We start from the raw sequence: 13,953 nt of genomic DNA, 5'->3' as shown, positions 1-13,953 counted from the left end.
TATCTCCATAGCATTACTGGTATGATCGGCAGCTGCCTAACTTAAGGTTACAAAAGAAATTAAAGCGTTGCGCTATACAACCAATAACATTATCAAAAATCATTTTAAAATACATTTCAGGAGCTCCAATGTCAGTGTCAAAAGATTTTCTGATGTCAGTTTATGAAAGATGTAATGAACACATAAAAGAGCAGTCTTCTAAAAGAGATCAAACCATCGCTTTCTATCTTGTTATCTTGTCGTTTTACATTGGTTCATATGCATCATTCAGCAAAATGATATCTAGCCAATATTCAGCAATATTTTTAAATTTAATCATATGTATGATTGGAGGAATGACAATAAGGACCCTCTCTGGATTGCGATCCTGGCAAATGCAATACACCGACTCAGCTCTAGCACTTAACAAAATACTTGCAAGGGATAAGCTTGATTTTGGTGATGTTAATCAAAGCATCAAAGATTTTTTTCAGAAACAGAACCAAAAATATAGCAATATGGATTTTGAGGGGATGTTAAAAGGCATTGAAAATAGAGTCATATTTTGTATAATTCTAATCTCAGGATTCCCGACTGCTATACTTGTCAAAGAGATTTTTTCACTATTTAAGGTTAATAATGATTTCTTGACCGCTTCCGTCAAGGTATTGATGTATTGTACGTATATCTTATACTATCTCTATAATACACGTAAGATTATACGCCGCTCTGCTAACCAACCAACTTGGATAGTCAATTTTGAATAAGGTTATTTTCGAAAACAATATGCTATTAGTTTCAATTGATAAACTGAGGTACCTTAAGCTGCATCAAAAAAATGGTGGTGTTGTAATAATCCCCTCCTTCAAAAATAAATATGCAATTATTCAACACTCTAGAAATGGTGAGGTTTTATATGAATTTCCCCGCGGATTTCTTGAGTTTGGTGAAACCCATTTAACTGGCGGCGAAAGAGAACTGAAAGAGGAACTGAATTTAGAATCTTCTAACAGTTGTTTACTTGGACAGCTATTGACCGACTCAGGATTAATCTCAGATAACATCCAAGCAATCCTTTGTGAAATAGATGATATAAGCCACCTATCCCTTCAAATGAATGAAGGGATCGTGGGCTGTAAATTCCACTCACGCAAAGAGATATTTAATATGATAAAAAAAGATTTAATAAAAGATAACTTCACCCTATCATCATTTTTGTTATTGATTGCTAAAATATCAAATTGAAATTACTTGTGGAGACTGAACAAAAAATATTACTGCTCTTTGTAAGGTGAGTTATTAAGGCGCATGCATGAGTAGATATTATACTTTCCTGATAATTACTCATGCTGCCTTCCGATTTTATGATCAAATTGCTGCTAAAACTCAGCATCAATAATTAGGTCGTGCGCCTCACGCGTCAGCATGTCGATAGCGTCCAGAAGCGTACGGAACTACTCTGGCTTAAGGTCGCGTTTCATAGCCAGGTCGATGATTGCCTGATGCATAGCGTTGATGTGATTAGCAGTTGGGTTACCTGAGTCAGGCTGCGCTCTCCATTCCCTCAAATCAGAAGGAAAATGCCCGATCTGCCATGGCATCATGATATCCAAGACGTGATGGGGTCAGGCTGTGTTTGTCACCATGAACCCTGCTATACAGAAGCTCAAAGCGGATGTGATTCATCTTAGTCATGGTGGCCACCTTTCAGACCCAAGCGGCGACTAATATCGGCGAGGTGGTTCAGTGCCTTTACGTTACCAGTCGGGATGTGGAGTTGAGGTCTCTGTTTGCGAGGCGGCGGGATGATTTCGCCAGCTTCAATGCGGCGGGAAATCATGCGCAGCTGATCACCCAAGCGCTTACGACATTCAGAATCCCTCAGGTTGAATGATCGCATCTGGTTGTAGACCGCTGTCACCATGGGGAAACAGGCCGGGCGATATCAGAAAACAATACCGACCAGCTATCACTCATCAACACGAAAATGAGCGATCTTGTGCTACATACGTGCTCCACGAAAGTGGCAATATGATAAACCTCAACAGCTTCAGACAGTTACCTGCCTAAACCTGCATATTCATAATTTCGCTGTACGCCGACACCAGTTTGTTCCTGACCTGAATCCCCATCTGCATTGAGATTGAAGACTTCTGCAGATCGACCATCACATCATTCAATGCGATGCCGGGTTTCCCCATTTCAAAATCCTGCGCCTGGGTGCGTGCGGTAGTCTGCGTCTCGCTGATCTTATCCAGCGCCGCTTTCATGGTCGCGCCGAAATCGATCTGATTGGGTGCTTCACTGCTGCGATTACTGGCCTGCAGTGAGGTCGCCTGTAGCTGCTGCAGTACGCCGTCAATTGCCTGAATGGACATGAACGATACCTTTTAAAGAGGGTGACATTTTTGATGTGAGCAAAAGTTAGCACGTTGTCAATGAGACAAAGCCGCTAAATAACATCAAAAACCCTACCTTATCCAGCCATCGAATTTTGCTTATCACCTAATAATGCCTGGCATTGAAGTGGAAATTTTATCTACGCAGGTCAGGGAGTCTGTTTTGCCATCTCAACTTACCCGGTCAATTACGTCAGGCAGGAAACGGTCATGAATGCGAGTACAGCCGCCACAACAGAACAAGAAAAGAAAGGCTTCGGTGACCTGTTAGCTCGCCTGCGCGCAAATCCGCGTATTCCTTTAGTCATCGCCGCGGCTGCTGTCATAGCAATCGTGATCGCGATGGTGCTCTGGGCGAAACAGCCATCTTATAGCGTCCTTTATAATAACCTCACTGATGAGGATGGCGGTGCCATCGTCACGCAGCTGACGCAGATGAACATTCCCTATCGCTTCGCCGAAAACGGCGGCGCATTAATGGTGCCTGAAGCGAATGTGCATGAGCTGCGTCTGCGTCTGGCTCAGCAGGGTCTGCCGAAAGGCGGCTCGGTAGGCTTCGAGCTGCTGGATAAAGAGAAGTTCGGTATCAGCCAGTTCAGCGAGCAGGTTAACTACCAGCGCGCGCTGGAAGGCGAACTGGCGCGCACCATCGAATCGCTGGGCCCGGTCAAAAGTGCCCGTGTTCATCTGGCGATGCCTAAACCAACCTTATTTGTGCGTGAGCAGAAAGCGCCCTCCGCCTCTGTCACCTTAACGTTGCAACCTGGCCGTGCGCTGGACGAAGGCCAGATTCAGGCCATTGCCCACATGGTCTCAAGCAGCGTCGCCGGTTTACCGCCGGGCAACGTGACGGTGGTCGATCAGACCGGACGCCTGCTGACCCGTTCTGATTCTGCCGGTCGCGATCTGAATGACGCGCAGCTGAAGTACTCCTCTGAAGTTGAAGCGCGTTACCAGCAACGTATTGAAGCGATCCTGAATCCGATTCTTGGCCAGGGCAATGTGCATGCGCAGGTTACCGCGCAGATTAACTTCGACACTGCCGAGCAGACTGACGAGAAATATCAGCCTAACGCTAATCCGTCGAACTCAGCGATTCGTTCGCGTCAGACTAGCACCAGCGATCAATCAGGCAGCCCTTATCCGGGCGGCGTGCCGGGCGCACTTTCTAACCAGCCGGCGCCAGCCAACACCGCGCCGGTGACGACGCCGAACAACAATGCAGCCAACGGTCAGGCCGCGAATGGTCAGAATAATGCGGCGAACAACGCCAGCCAGACCACCAGCACTGCACCGGCCAGCTCAGGCCCGACGAATTCACGTCGTGATGACACGGTGAACTACGAGCTGGATCGCACCATCCGTCACACCAAGGTTAACGTCGGCGACGTACAGCGCCTGTCGGTTGCGGTGGTGGTGAACTTCCGTGCAGATGATAAAGGCAAAGCCGTTGCGCTGAACGAACAGCAACTGAAGCAGATTGAAGACCTGACCCGCGAAGCGATGGGCTACTCCCAGAGCCGTGGCGACAGCATTAACGTGGTGAACTCGCAATTTAACACCACTGAACCTGTGACCACTGATTTGCCATTCTGGCAACAGCAGTCCTTCTTTGATCAGCTGATGGATGCCGGTAAGTGGCTGCTGGTTGCTCTGGTCGCCTTCGTCCTCTACCGCAAGATGGTTCGTCCGCATCTGGTTCGCAAGCAGGCCGCAGAGAAAGCCGCTGCTGAAGCCGTTGCCGCCCGCGCCGCTACTGATCAGCCGCAGGAAGAAGCCTTTAATGTGCAGCTCAGCAAAGATGAGCTGGATCAGGAACGTAAGTCAAACAACCGCATGAGCGCAGAAGTGATGAGTCAACGCATCCGCGACATGTCAGAAAACGATCCGCGCGTCGTCGCGCTGGTAATTCGCGAATGGATGAGTAAAGAGCTATGAGTCTGACCGGAACCGAAAAAAGCGCCATCCTCATGATGACCATTGGTGAAGAGCGTGCTGCGGAAGTTTTCAAACACCTGAATCAGCGCGAGGTGCAGCATCTTAGTGGTGCGATGGCCAATATGCGTCAGGTGTCGCACAAACAGCTGACAGAGGTGCTGCGTGAGTTCGAAGCGGATGCTGAGCAGTTCGCGGCACTGAGCCTTAACTCTAACGAATACCTGCGTTCGGTGCTGACCCGGGCGCTGGGCGAAGAGCGCGCCTCCAGCCTGCTGGAGGACATTCTCGAAACGCGCGACACCACCAGCGGCATGGAAACGCTCAACTTTATGGAGCCGCAGGCTGCCGCCGACCTTATTCGCGACGAGCATCCACAGATCATCGCGACCATCCTGGTCCATCTCAAGCGTGCTCAGGCGGCCGATATTGTGGCGTTGTTCGACGAACGTCTGCGTCACGATGTGATGCTGCGTATTGCCACCTTTGGCGGTGTCCAGCCAGCTGCGCTGGCCGAACTGACCGAAGTGCTGAATGGCCTGCTGGATGGTACCAACCTCAAGCGCGCGAAGATGGGCGGCGTGAGAACGGCAGCCGAGATCATCAACCTGATGAAAACGCAGCAGGAAGAAGCGGTTATCGAAGCCGTACGCGACTTCGATGGCGAACTGGCGCAGAAAATTATCGACGAGATGTTCCTGTTCGAAAACCTGGTGGAAGTGGACGACCGCAGCATCCAGCGTCTGTTGCAGGAAGTGGAGTCCGAGCAGCTGCTGGTTGCACTGAAAGGTGCCGAACAGCCACTGCGCGAGAAATTCCTCAAAAACATGTCAGCCCGTGCGGCCGATATCCTGCGCGACGATCTGGCCAACCGTGGTCCGGTTCGTATGTCGGCAGTGGAAAACGAACAGAAAGCAATCCTGCTGGTGGTTCGCCGCCTGGCCGAATCTGGCGAGATGGTGATTGGTGGTGGCGAGGAAACGTATGTCTGATGCATTTTCTGCCCGCCCATGGCAGCTGTGGCAACCCAATGATTTAGGCCGTTTTGATGCGCCTGAACCGGAGTTGCAGCCAGAAATTTACGACGCTGAAGATGGCGATGGCGTTAATGAGCAGCAACAGCAGCTTGAACGTCTGCAGCAGCAGATGCGGAAAGAGGCACAGAGTCAGGGTTACAACGAAGGTTATCAGCAGGGTGTGACCGAAGGTCAGAAAGCGGGCTATGACGCCGGTTTTCAGCAGGGTCTGGCCGATGCCCAGCAGCAGCAGGCGCCCCTTCAGGCGCGGATGCAGCAGCTGGTAACGGAGTTCCAGAACACGCTGGAATCACTGGATAGCGTGATTGCTGCCCGTCTGATGCAGCTGGCACTGGAAGCGGCTCGCTCGGTCATTGGTCAGGCGACAACGGTAGATGGTACCGCCCTGCTACGCCAGATTCAGGGATTACTGCAGCAGGAACCAATGTTCAGCGGCAAACCGCAGCTGCGTGTTCACCCGGATGATTTACAACGTATTGAGCAGACCCTGGGTCCGACGCTGGATCTGCATGGCTGGCGTCTGATCGCTGACAGCACCCTGCATCCTGGCGGCTGCAAACTCAGCGCAGAAGATGGCGACCTGGATGCCAGCGTCGCGACGCGCTGGCAGGAACTTTGCCGTCTTGCTGCACCTGGAGAAATTTAATGACCACCCGTCTGAATCGCTGGCTTAGCTCGCTCGACGCCTTTGAGAAACGGATCGCCCAGGTGCAGCCGGTGCGCCGTTATGGCCGCCTGACCCGCGCCACCGGCCTGGTGCTGGAAGCGACTGGCTTACAGCTGCCACTGGGTGCGACCTGTGTGATCGAACGCAACGATGGCAAAACCATCAGTGAAATCGAAAGCGAAGTGGTGGGATTCAACGGGCAGAAACTGCTGATGATGCCACTGGAAGAAGTGGACGGCATTTTACCGGGTGCGCGTGTCTATGCGCGCCAGAACGGTGAGAACCCGCAGGCAGGCAAACAGATGATGCTGGGCCCGGAACTGCTGGGCCGCGTACTTGATGGCAGCGGTCGACCGCTGGATGGCCTGCCGTCGCCGGATACCGGCTATCGCGCACCGCTGAACACCCCGCCGTTTAACCCGCTGCAGCGTACGCCGATTACCGACGTGCTGGATACCGGCGTGCGGGCAATTAACGCCCTGCTGACGGTCGGTCGCGGACAACGTATGGGCCTGTTCGCCGGTTCTGGCGTGGGTAAAAGTGTGCTGCTCGGCATGATGGCGCGCTACACCAAAGCCGACGTAATCGTGGTCGGTCTGATTGGCGAACGTGGCCGTGAAGTAAAAGATTTTATCGAGAACATTCTCGGTGCTGAAGGCCGTGCCCGTTCAGTGGTTATCGCCGCGCCGGCCGACGTGTCACCGCTGCTGCGTATGCAGGGTGCCGCTTACGCCACGCGCATCGCGGAAGATTTTCGCGACCGCGGCAAGCATGTGTTGCTGATTATGGATTCCCTGACCCGTTACGCCATGGCGCAGCGTGAGATCGCCCTGGCAATCGGTGAACCGCCCGCAACCAAAGGCTATCCGCCGTCCGTGTTCGCCAAACTGCCTGCGCTGGTTGAGCGTGCCGGTAACGGCATCGACGGCGGGGGCTCGATCACTGCCTTTTATACCGTTCTGACCGAAGGCGACGATCAGCAGGACCCGATTGCAGACTCGGCGCGCGCCATTCTCGATGGCCACATCGTGCTGTCGCGCCGGCTGGGCGAAGCGGGTCACTATCCGGCCATCGATATTGAAGCCTCGATCAGTCGTGCGATGACGCATCTGATCGATGAGAACCATTATGCACAGGTGCGCCAGTTTAAGCAGTTGCTTTCCAGCTTCCAGCGAAACCGCGATCTGGTCAGCGTCGGCGCCTATGCCGCCGGCAGCGATCCGATGCTGGATAAAGCGATCACGCTCTATCCGCAGATGGAAGCTTTCCTGCAACAGGGCATCTTTGAGCGCAGCGATTACGACGACGCCACCCTGCATCTGCATGCGCTGTTTGGCCAGTCACGATAATTAACGCAAGGTAACGGCAATGAAAACTGCAAATGCCATTGATACGCTGCGCGACCTCGCGGAGCAGGATCTCGAACGTGCCGCCATCTATTTAGGCGATATGCGTCGCGGCCAGCACGCCGCAAACGAGCAGCTGACAATGCTGCTCGATTATCAGGATGAATATCGCAACAAGCTCAACGACGATATGTCATCCGGTATCGCCAGCACCCGCTGGACCAACTATCACCAGTTTATTCAGACGCTGGAAAAAGCGATTGAGCAGCATCGTAACCAGCTCAATAACTGGAATCAGCGGCTGGAGCAGGCGCTGATCAACTGGCGCGACAAACAGCAGCGGCTGAACGCTTATCAGACGCTGATAACGCGTGCAGCAGAAAATGCATTACGACAGGAAAACCGTCTCGATCAGAAACGGATGGACGAATTTGCCCAACGGGCCGCATCGAGGAGAGGCGAATGATTACGCTGCCAAATATTGCCATGAAAGCGTCGGTTAAAACCGACGCGGAACCATCAGTTTCAACTGATCTTGCAGCGGGTGAAGACGCGCTGCCTAAGGACTTTCTGACTGCACTGGGGAACCAGCTGCTCGGCCTGGCTAAACAGCATGGGAAAGTGGCGCAATCCGCTGACGCCAAAGCAGAAACAGCCGAAGATACCCGCGTAAAAGCCCCCCTCAATGCACTGATGGCGGCGCTGGATAATCCTGCTGCGCTGACCGCCCTGTTTAAACCGGAAAATATTAAAGCTGGGTCAAAATCAGCCGATGATAAAGACAAGCCGGACGTGGCACCCTTAAGCGCCACTGACATGCAAAATGTGCAGGCGTTGTTCGCCATGTTACCCGGTGCGGTGACACCGACAGCGACGCCTTCGAACCCAGTCAGCAGTGAGGCGGGCGAGCTGATTGCCCAGACCGACACCGGCCGGAAAAGTCAGACGTCGCTGACGCAACTGCTGAGCAGCGCACAGCCGAGCCACGAAGCAGGTGACGATGAGAAGGCTGAAGTCAGAAGCGACGCACAAAGCAAACCTGCCGTCACGACTTCCGCCAGCCAGAGCAACACCGCCGCGCAGAGTGCAACAGGCAATGGCCTGACGCTTGATAGCAGTTTTCAGCAGGCACTGAGCAATATGGTTAAGCAGGATGATCATGCGATCAAAGCCAGCACCAGCGATAGCACGATCAACGCGATGCCCGTCGCCACCGCCAGCAGCCTGCCCGCCGCGGTGACCGCCTCCGCGACCATCAGCACCCCGTCAACGCCAACGCTGAACTCACAGCTGGGCAGCGGCGAGTGGCAACAGGCGCTGAGTCAGCAGATTGTGATGTTCACGCGTAACGGCCAGCAGAATGCGGAATTGCGATTACATCCGGCAGACCTTGGCGCTATCCAGATCAGCCTTAAACTGGATAACGACCAGGCACAAATTAATCTGGTTTCCGGCCATAGCCACGTCAGAGCGGCACTGGAAGCCGCAATACCGCAGCTGCGCAGTGCGCTGGCAGAAAGCGGTATTAACCTGGGCGAGAGTCAGGTGAGCAGTGACAGTTCCGCGCAGGGCCAGCAATTCCAGCAACAACAGGAGGCGCGCCGCGATGGACAGCACGGCCGCTTCTCCCTCACCCAGGACAGTGATACCGACATTACGCCGATTGCCGTTCCCGCCGCCCTTCAGGCTCGTGTTAGCGGCAACAGCGCCGTCGATACTTTCGCCTGACAGCGGCAAACGCTGAAGGTAAGCGTAAAACCCGCGTCTTTTCTACCCATTGGTTTGACTTAAGACGCGGATAATCTGTCCCGTGAGCCGAGAGGCTTGCCCATAATTCACAGGAAGTAACTGCAACCATGTCTGATAACGCGAAAGCAAAAGGCCGCAAACGTAAACTCTTAATACCAGTGTTGCTCATTGTGACGCTGGCTGCTTGCAGCGCGGCAGGCTATGCAGTCTGGCGAATGATGAATAAACATGAGGGCGATAAGCCTGAGGTGGCGAAAGTTGAACCGCCTCCCGCTCCGGTCTTTTTTGCACTTGATACATTTACGGTTAACCTGGTCAATCCCGACAACGATCCCGACCGCGTGCTTTACGTAGGCTTTACCCTGCGTCTGGCCGATGAGGATACCCGGCGTCGGTTGAATGACTATCTGCCTGAGGTGCGCAGCCGTTTGCTGCTGCTGCTCTCGCGTCAAAGCGCTGCGGCGCTGGCGACAGAGCAAGGAAAGCAGGCGCTTGTTGAACAAATCAAACAGGCGCTGACACCCCCGCTGGTAAAAGGTCAACCTCCGCAGGCTGTAAGCGACGTGCTGTTTACTGCCTTCATTTTGAGGTGAATCAATGGGCGATAGCATTCTTTCCCAGGCTGAAATTGACGCCCTTTTAAACGGCGACAGTGGCAGCGCGGAAGAAGAAAAGAAACAAAACGGACCGGAAGGCGATATTCGTCCTTACGATCCGAATACCCAGCGCCGCGTGGTGCGCGAGCGTTTGCAGGCGCTGGAGATTATTAACGAGCGTTTTGCCCGTAGTTTCCGTATGGCGCTGTTCAACCTGCTGCGCCGTAGCCCGGATATCAGCGTCGGGGCGATCAAGATTCAGCCGTACCATGAGTTTGCCCGCAATCTGCCGGTGCCAACCAACCTGAACCTGATCCACCTGAAACCGTTGCGTGGTACAGCACTGGTGGTGTTCTCACCAAGCCTGGTGTTTATCGCTGTCGACAACCTGTTTGGTGGCGACGGACGTTTTCCGACGAAAGTTGAAGGCCGTGAGTTTACCCATACCGAGCAGCGCGTTATTCGCCGCATGCTGAAGCTGGCGCTGGATGGTTACAGCGACGCATGGAAAGCCATTTATCCACTGGACGTTGAGTATGTACGTTCAGAGATGCAGGTTAAGTTCACCAACATCACCACTTCACCGAACGATATCGTGGTTAACACGCCGTTCCAGGTGGAGATTGGTAACCTGGTGGGTGAGTTTAATATCTGCATCCCGTTTTCAATGATTGAACCGCTGCGCGAGCTGCTGGTGAACCCACCGCTCGAAAACTCTCGTCAGGAAGATAACCACTGGCGCGACAACCTGGTCAAACAGGTGCAGCACTCTGAGCTGGAATTGATTGCTCACTTTGCCGAAACCTCACTGCGTCTGTCACGGATTTTGCAGCTGAAACCCGGTGATGTGCTGCCGATTGAGAAGCCGGAACGCATTATCGCCCATGTCGATAGCGTCCCGGTCTTAACCAGCCAATATGGCACGATGAATGGTCAGTACGCGCTCCGTGTCGAACACCTGATTAACCCGATTTTGAATTCGCTGAACGAGGAACAGCCCCATGACTGACAGTAATAAACCGTCTGACGATATCTCTGCGGACGATCTGTGGGCTGAAGCGATGAATGAGCAGGTCGGCAGCAGCAGTGCGCCGCAGACCGACGACGTCTTCAAATCATTCGACAGCGCCAACGTTGCTGGATCGCTGCAGGATATCGATCTGATTATGGATATCCCGGTGAAACTCACCGTGGAACTGGGTCGCACCAAAATGACCATTAAAGAGCTGCTGCGTTTAACGCAGGGTTCGGTGGTCTCCCTGGATGGCCTGGCAGGTGAACCGCTTGATATTCTGATCAACGGCTACCTGATCGCTCAGGGTGAAGTTGTGGTGGTGAACGACAAATATGGCGTGCGCATCACTGACATCATCACCCCATCTGAACGTATGCGTCGTCTGAGTCGCTAAGAGTCACATTATGAATAGCCAGAATCAAACGCTGCAACCGGCTGCACCGCACGCTCAGGCGATCTCAACCGGCTCTATGCTGGCTCAGGTCAGCAGCGTATTAGCCGTGATTATCTTATTGATTCTGGCCTGCGCCTGGCTGGCGCGCCGTGTCGGCTTCGCGCCGAAAAAGGTCAGCAGCCAGGAGCTTAAACTCACCGCCAGCGTATCGGTGGGCCAGCGTGAGCGGGTGGTGATTATCGATACCGCCGATGCCCGTCTGGTGCTGGGCGTCACCGCACAGCAGGTTACCCATCTGCACACGCTGCCGCCGGGTGAACCGGTCGCTGTGACGCCGGTGAACAGTGCGCCACAGGATTTTCGTCAGCTGTTACAGAACCTGGTTAAACGTCCCGGAAAACCACAATGATGCGTCGACTGCTTCCTCTACTGCCACTGCTGTTACTGGCACCGGTTGCCCATGCCCAGCTGCCGGGCCTGGTGAGCCACTCACTGCCGAACGGCGGTCAGAGCTGGTCCCTGCCGGTTCAGACGCTGGTTTTTATCACTGCACTGACCTTTATTCCGGCCGTGCTGCTGATGATGACCAGTTTTACCCGCATCATCATCGTGTTTGGCTTACTGCGTAACGCCCTTGGCACGCCCTCGGCGCCGCCTAACCAGGTACTGCTTGGACTGTCGCTGTTTCTGACCTTCTTTATTATGGCGCCGACGTTCGACAAAATTTATCAGGACGCTTATCTGCCATTCAGTCAGGACAAGATCAGCATGGATGTGGCGATTGATAAAGGCGCCCAGCCACTGCGCGAATTTATGCTGCGTCAGACCCGCGAAGCCGATTTAGCGCTGTTTGCCCGTCTGGCGAATACCGCCCCGATTGCCGGCCCTGAAGCGGTGCCGATGCGCATTCTACTGCCCGCCTATGTCACCAGCGAGTTGAAGACGGCGTTCCAGATTGGCTTTACCGTGTTTATCCCGTTCCTGATCATCGATCTTGTGGTTGCCAGTGTGCTGATGGCACTGGGGATGATGATGGTCCCGCCAGCGTCTATCGCGCTGCCGTTTAAACTGATGCTGTTTGTTCTGGTCGATGGCTGGCAACTGCTGGTCGGTTCACTGGCGCAAAGCTTCTACTCCTGATCCCCCTTTTCTTACCGGAGCAACATATGACACCCGAATCAGTAATGGTAATGGGACAGGAAGCGATGCGCGTCGCCCTGATGCTGGCCGCCCCGCTGCTGCTGGCAGCCCTGGTCAGTGGCCTGCTGATCAGCCTGATCCAGGCGGCGACGCAGGTCAACGAACAGACCTTATCCTTTATTCCTAAGATTCTGGCCGTTGCCACCACCGGTATCATTGCCGGTCCGTGGATGCTGAATCTGCTGCTGGATTATATCCGCACCGTCTTTACTAACCTGCCATACATCATCGGCTGATGATTACTCTCGATAGCAGCCAGCTGGTTCATTGGGTCAGCCAGTTCTTCTGGCCTCTGGTGCGCATCATGGCATTATTCGCCACTGCTCCCATCCTCAATGAACGATCTATCAGCAAGCGTGTCAAAATCGGTCTGGCGGTGATGATCACCTGGCTGGTCATGCCGCTGTTACCGGCTGTTAATGTGACGCTGTTTTCACCTCCCGGCTTTCTGCTGCTGATTCAGCAGATGCTGATTGGTATTGCCCTCGGCTTCACCATGCAGTTCGCGTTTGCGGCTGTGCGCCTTGCCGGGGAAGTGATTGGTTTGCAGATGGGCATCTCGTTCGCCACCTTTTTCGATCCCGGCAGCCGCCTGAACATGCCGGTGCTGGCCCGTTTTCTCGACATGCTGGCGATGCTGCTGTTCCTGAGCTTTAACGGGCACCTGTGGCTGATTTCGTTGCTGGTAGACAGCTTTCACACGCTGCCGATTGGCGGTGAGCCGATAAATGCCAACGCGTTTATGGCGCTGGTGAAGTCGGGCGGATTAATTTTCCTTAATGGCATGATGTTAGCGCTGCCCTTAATCGTTTTGTTACTCATGGTAAATCTGGTACTGGGTTTGTTAAATCGTGTTTCACCACAGTTATCAATCTTCGCAATTGGCTTCCCTATTACCTTATCAGTTGGAATTTTAACCATCAGCTTGCTGATGCCCCTGCTAGCCCCGTTCTGTGAACGTTTGTTCGGTGAAATTTTTGATTTACTCGCCCTGTTCCTGACAGAACTATCCCGTCCCTGAACGTTAAGTTTCTAACTATCTTTGCATAGCGACACTTAAGTATCACAAAACCATCCATGCATCTTCAGAACCATGTTTTCAAGAATGCAACTAAGGAAATTCTGATAAACGTGCGCAGAGTCTGAAAATAATTCTTATTAAACCGGGCTTCGCGTATTTTAGTCGGGTGGTTCACAGAAGCGGTCAGACTGTGAATGTGCAGGCAAAACCGGCAAAACACTGTATTTACACGAAAAAATTCTTTAAGTGATTTTTCTTGTTAAAAAATGTTTTTTCCGGCATTGTCAACGCACGCTGAGACATCACACTTTCGTAAAACAAATGCTTTTGAGAATTGTCCTATCAGAAAACGCTTTGTTTTCGCGGATAGTGATACAGCTCTCAAAAATGCGTTTTACTGCTTCCGACATTTCACTGGCACTCCCCCGCCATGGTCGGAGAGTGTGTGACGTCATGGCGGCACAAAATTTTTGCAGAACGGGTCAGGGATGAAGACTTTTATGGGCGGTTGCCTGTTGCCAAACTGCACGAGCAGAATAAAAAGTATCTAAGAAATCTCTCTCGTACCGCAACGCGTATTCATCGTTGATTTAAACGGATAACAAATTGGTGAGG

At 53.0% G+C, this 13,953-nt stretch carries 17 protein-coding genes; 15 read left to right on the top strand and 2 right to left on the bottom strand.

Annotated elements, in window-relative coordinates:
• Nucleotides 1-128 precede the first annotated feature (128 nt).
• Together IAI47_RS08050 and IAI47_RS08045 are read left to right on the top strand one after the other, a co-directional pair.
• Complete coding sequence (locus IAI47_RS08050; protein ID WP_008926871.1) at nt 129-746, top strand: hypothetical protein; 618 nt, start codon at nt 129-131, stop codon at nt 744-746.
• On the top strand, nt 739-1,224 hold the full coding sequence (locus IAI47_RS08045; protein WP_008926872.1) for an NUDIX hydrolase: 486 nt from the start codon (nt 739-741) through the stop codon (nt 1,222-1,224). The genes IAI47_RS08050 and IAI47_RS08045 overlap by 8 nt, the downstream gene beginning before the upstream one ends.
• Before the next feature lie 442 nt (nt 1,225-1,666).
• Here the strand turns inward: IAI47_RS08045 and IAI47_RS08040 are convergent, their stop codons facing one another.
• The gene (locus IAI47_RS08040; RefSeq protein WP_255527165.1) at nt 1,667-1,879 is read right to left on the bottom strand and encodes a hypothetical protein; all 213 of its coding nucleotides are present in this window, start codon (nt 1,877-1,879) and stop codon (nt 1,667-1,669) included.
• Nucleotides 1,880-2,045: 166 nt separating this feature from the next.
• Nucleotides 2,046-2,357: a flagellar hook-basal body complex protein FliE gene (fliE, locus tag IAI47_RS08035; protein ID WP_003854485.1), complete on the bottom strand. Its 312-nt coding sequence runs from the start codon at nt 2,355-2,357 to the stop codon at nt 2,046-2,048.
• Nucleotides 2,358-2,588: 231 nt separating this feature from the next.
• Here fliE and fliF point away from each other — a divergent pair, with 231 nt between their 5' ends.
• The 13 genes from fliF (at nt 2,589) to fliR (ending at nt 13,338) form a co-directional block, all read left to right on the top strand.
• A complete protein-coding gene (gene fliF / locus IAI47_RS08030) occupies nt 2,589-4,316 on the top strand; it encodes a flagellar basal-body MS-ring/collar protein FliF (RefSeq protein ID WP_008926873.1) in 1,728 nt (575 codons plus the stop codon).
• The gene (gene fliG / locus IAI47_RS08025; RefSeq protein ID WP_008926874.1) at nt 4,313-5,305 is read left to right on the top strand and encodes a flagellar motor switch protein FliG; all 993 of its coding nucleotides are present in this window, start codon (nt 4,313-4,315) and stop codon (nt 5,303-5,305) included. Before fliF ends, fliG begins: the two co-directional genes overlap by 4 nt.
• Nucleotides 5,298-5,996, top strand: a complete 699-nt coding sequence (gene fliH, locus IAI47_RS08020) for a flagellar assembly protein FliH (RefSeq protein ID WP_008926875.1) — start codon at nt 5,298-5,300, stop codon at nt 5,994-5,996. Before fliG ends, fliH begins: the two co-directional genes overlap by 8 nt.
• A complete protein-coding gene (gene fliI, locus IAI47_RS08015) occupies nt 5,996-7,366 on the top strand; it encodes a flagellar protein export ATPase FliI (protein WP_008926876.1) in 1,371 nt (456 codons plus the stop codon). Before fliH ends, fliI begins: the two co-directional genes overlap by 1 nt.
• A gap of 19 nt (nt 7,367-7,385) precedes the next feature.
• Nucleotides 7,386-7,829, top strand: a complete 444-nt coding sequence (gene fliJ / locus IAI47_RS08010) for a flagellar export protein FliJ (protein ID WP_003854478.1) — start codon at nt 7,386-7,388, stop codon at nt 7,827-7,829.
• Complete coding sequence (locus IAI47_RS08005) at nt 7,826-9,091, top strand: flagellar hook-length control protein FliK (RefSeq protein WP_008926877.1); 1,266 nt, start codon at nt 7,826-7,828, stop codon at nt 9,089-9,091. Before fliJ ends, IAI47_RS08005 begins: the two co-directional genes overlap by 4 nt.
• A 128-nt stretch (nt 9,092-9,219) precedes the next feature.
• Nucleotides 9,220-9,705 (top strand): flagellar basal body-associated protein FliL, encoded by a 486-nt coding sequence (gene fliL / locus IAI47_RS08000; protein WP_008926878.1) that lies wholly within the window; start codon nt 9,220-9,222, stop codon nt 9,703-9,705.
• A 4-nt stretch (nt 9,706-9,709) separates the two neighbouring features.
• Nucleotides 9,710-10,717 carry a flagellar motor switch protein FliM gene (fliM, locus tag IAI47_RS07995; RefSeq protein WP_003854473.1) on the top strand — a complete coding sequence of 336 codons (1,008 nt, stop codon included), beginning with the start codon at nt 9,710-9,712 and terminating at the stop codon, nt 10,715-10,717.
• A complete protein-coding gene (fliN, locus tag IAI47_RS07990) occupies nt 10,710-11,117 on the top strand; it encodes a flagellar motor switch protein FliN (RefSeq protein WP_008926879.1) in 408 nt (135 codons plus the stop codon). The genes fliM and fliN overlap by 8 nt, the downstream gene beginning before the upstream one ends.
• Before the next feature lie 10 nt (nt 11,118-11,127).
• Nucleotides 11,128-11,526, top strand: coding sequence for a flagellar biosynthetic protein FliO (fliO, locus tag IAI47_RS07985; RefSeq protein WP_003854470.1), 399 nt, complete (start codon nt 11,128-11,130; stop codon nt 11,524-11,526).
• Nucleotides 11,526-12,257 (top strand): flagellar type III secretion system pore protein FliP, encoded by a 732-nt coding sequence (gene fliP / locus IAI47_RS07980; protein ID WP_031593200.1) that lies wholly within the window; start codon nt 11,526-11,528, stop codon nt 12,255-12,257. Before fliO ends, fliP begins: the two co-directional genes overlap by 1 nt.
• A 26-nt stretch (nt 12,258-12,283) precedes the next feature.
• Nucleotides 12,284-12,553 (top strand): flagellar biosynthesis protein FliQ, encoded by a 270-nt coding sequence (gene fliQ, locus IAI47_RS07975; RefSeq protein WP_003854466.1) that lies wholly within the window; start codon nt 12,284-12,286, stop codon nt 12,551-12,553.
• Nucleotides 12,553-13,338: a flagellar biosynthetic protein FliR gene (gene fliR / locus IAI47_RS07970; protein ID WP_008926880.1), complete on the top strand. Its 786-nt coding sequence runs from the start codon at nt 12,553-12,555 to the stop codon at nt 13,336-13,338. The genes fliQ and fliR overlap by 1 nt, the downstream gene beginning before the upstream one ends.
• The last annotated feature ends 615 nt before the right edge of the window (nt 13,339-13,953 follow it).

This window comes from Pantoea sp. MT58 (genome assembly GCF_014495885.1).
In the GTDB taxonomy this organism is placed as follows: domain Bacteria; phylum Pseudomonadota; class Gammaproteobacteria; order Enterobacterales; family Enterobacteriaceae; genus Pantoea; species Pantoea eucalypti.
The sequence above is the reverse complement of the archived record's forward strand: the minus strand, read 5'-3'. Positions and strand labels throughout refer to the sequence as shown.

What these genes read in the sequence shown, in the direction of transcription:
- IAI47_RS08050 (WP_008926871.1), top strand. Translation starts at nt 129, where the DNA reads ATGTCAGTGTCAAAAGATTTTCTGATGTCAGTTTATGAAAGATGTAAT.
- IAI47_RS08040 (WP_255527165.1), bottom strand. Translation starts at nt 1,879, where the DNA reads ATGCGATCATTCAACCTGAGGGATTCTGAATGTCGTAAGCGCTTGGGT.
- fliE (WP_003854485.1), bottom strand. Translation starts at nt 2,357, where the DNA reads ATGTCCATTCAGGCAATTGACGGCGTACTGCAGCAGCTACAGGCGACC.
- fliF (WP_008926873.1), top strand. Translation starts at nt 2,589, where the DNA reads ATGAATGCGAGTACAGCCGCCACAACAGAACAAGAAAAGAAAGGCTTC.
- fliG (WP_008926874.1), top strand. Translation starts at nt 4,313, where the DNA reads ATGAGTCTGACCGGAACCGAAAAAAGCGCCATCCTCATGATGACCATT.
- fliH (WP_008926875.1), top strand. Translation starts at nt 5,298, where the DNA reads ATGTCTGATGCATTTTCTGCCCGCCCATGGCAGCTGTGGCAACCCAAT.
- fliI (WP_008926876.1), top strand. Translation starts at nt 5,996, where the DNA reads ATGACCACCCGTCTGAATCGCTGGCTTAGCTCGCTCGACGCCTTTGAG.
- fliJ (WP_003854478.1), top strand. Translation starts at nt 7,386, where the DNA reads ATGAAAACTGCAAATGCCATTGATACGCTGCGCGACCTCGCGGAGCAG.
- IAI47_RS08005 (WP_008926877.1), top strand. Translation starts at nt 7,826, where the DNA reads ATGATTACGCTGCCAAATATTGCCATGAAAGCGTCGGTTAAAACCGAC.
- fliL (WP_008926878.1), top strand. Translation starts at nt 9,220, where the DNA reads ATGTCTGATAACGCGAAAGCAAAAGGCCGCAAACGTAAACTCTTAATA.
- fliM (WP_003854473.1), top strand. Translation starts at nt 9,710, where the DNA reads ATGGGCGATAGCATTCTTTCCCAGGCTGAAATTGACGCCCTTTTAAAC.
- fliN (WP_008926879.1), top strand. Translation starts at nt 10,710, where the DNA reads ATGACTGACAGTAATAAACCGTCTGACGATATCTCTGCGGACGATCTG.
- fliO (WP_003854470.1), top strand. Translation starts at nt 11,128, where the DNA reads ATGAATAGCCAGAATCAAACGCTGCAACCGGCTGCACCGCACGCTCAG.
- fliP (WP_031593200.1), top strand. Translation starts at nt 11,526, where the DNA reads ATGCGTCGACTGCTTCCTCTACTGCCACTGCTGTTACTGGCACCGGTT.
- fliQ (WP_003854466.1), top strand. Translation starts at nt 12,284, where the DNA reads ATGACACCCGAATCAGTAATGGTAATGGGACAGGAAGCGATGCGCGTC.
- fliR (WP_008926880.1), top strand. Translation starts at nt 12,553, where the DNA reads ATGATTACTCTCGATAGCAGCCAGCTGGTTCATTGGGTCAGCCAGTTC.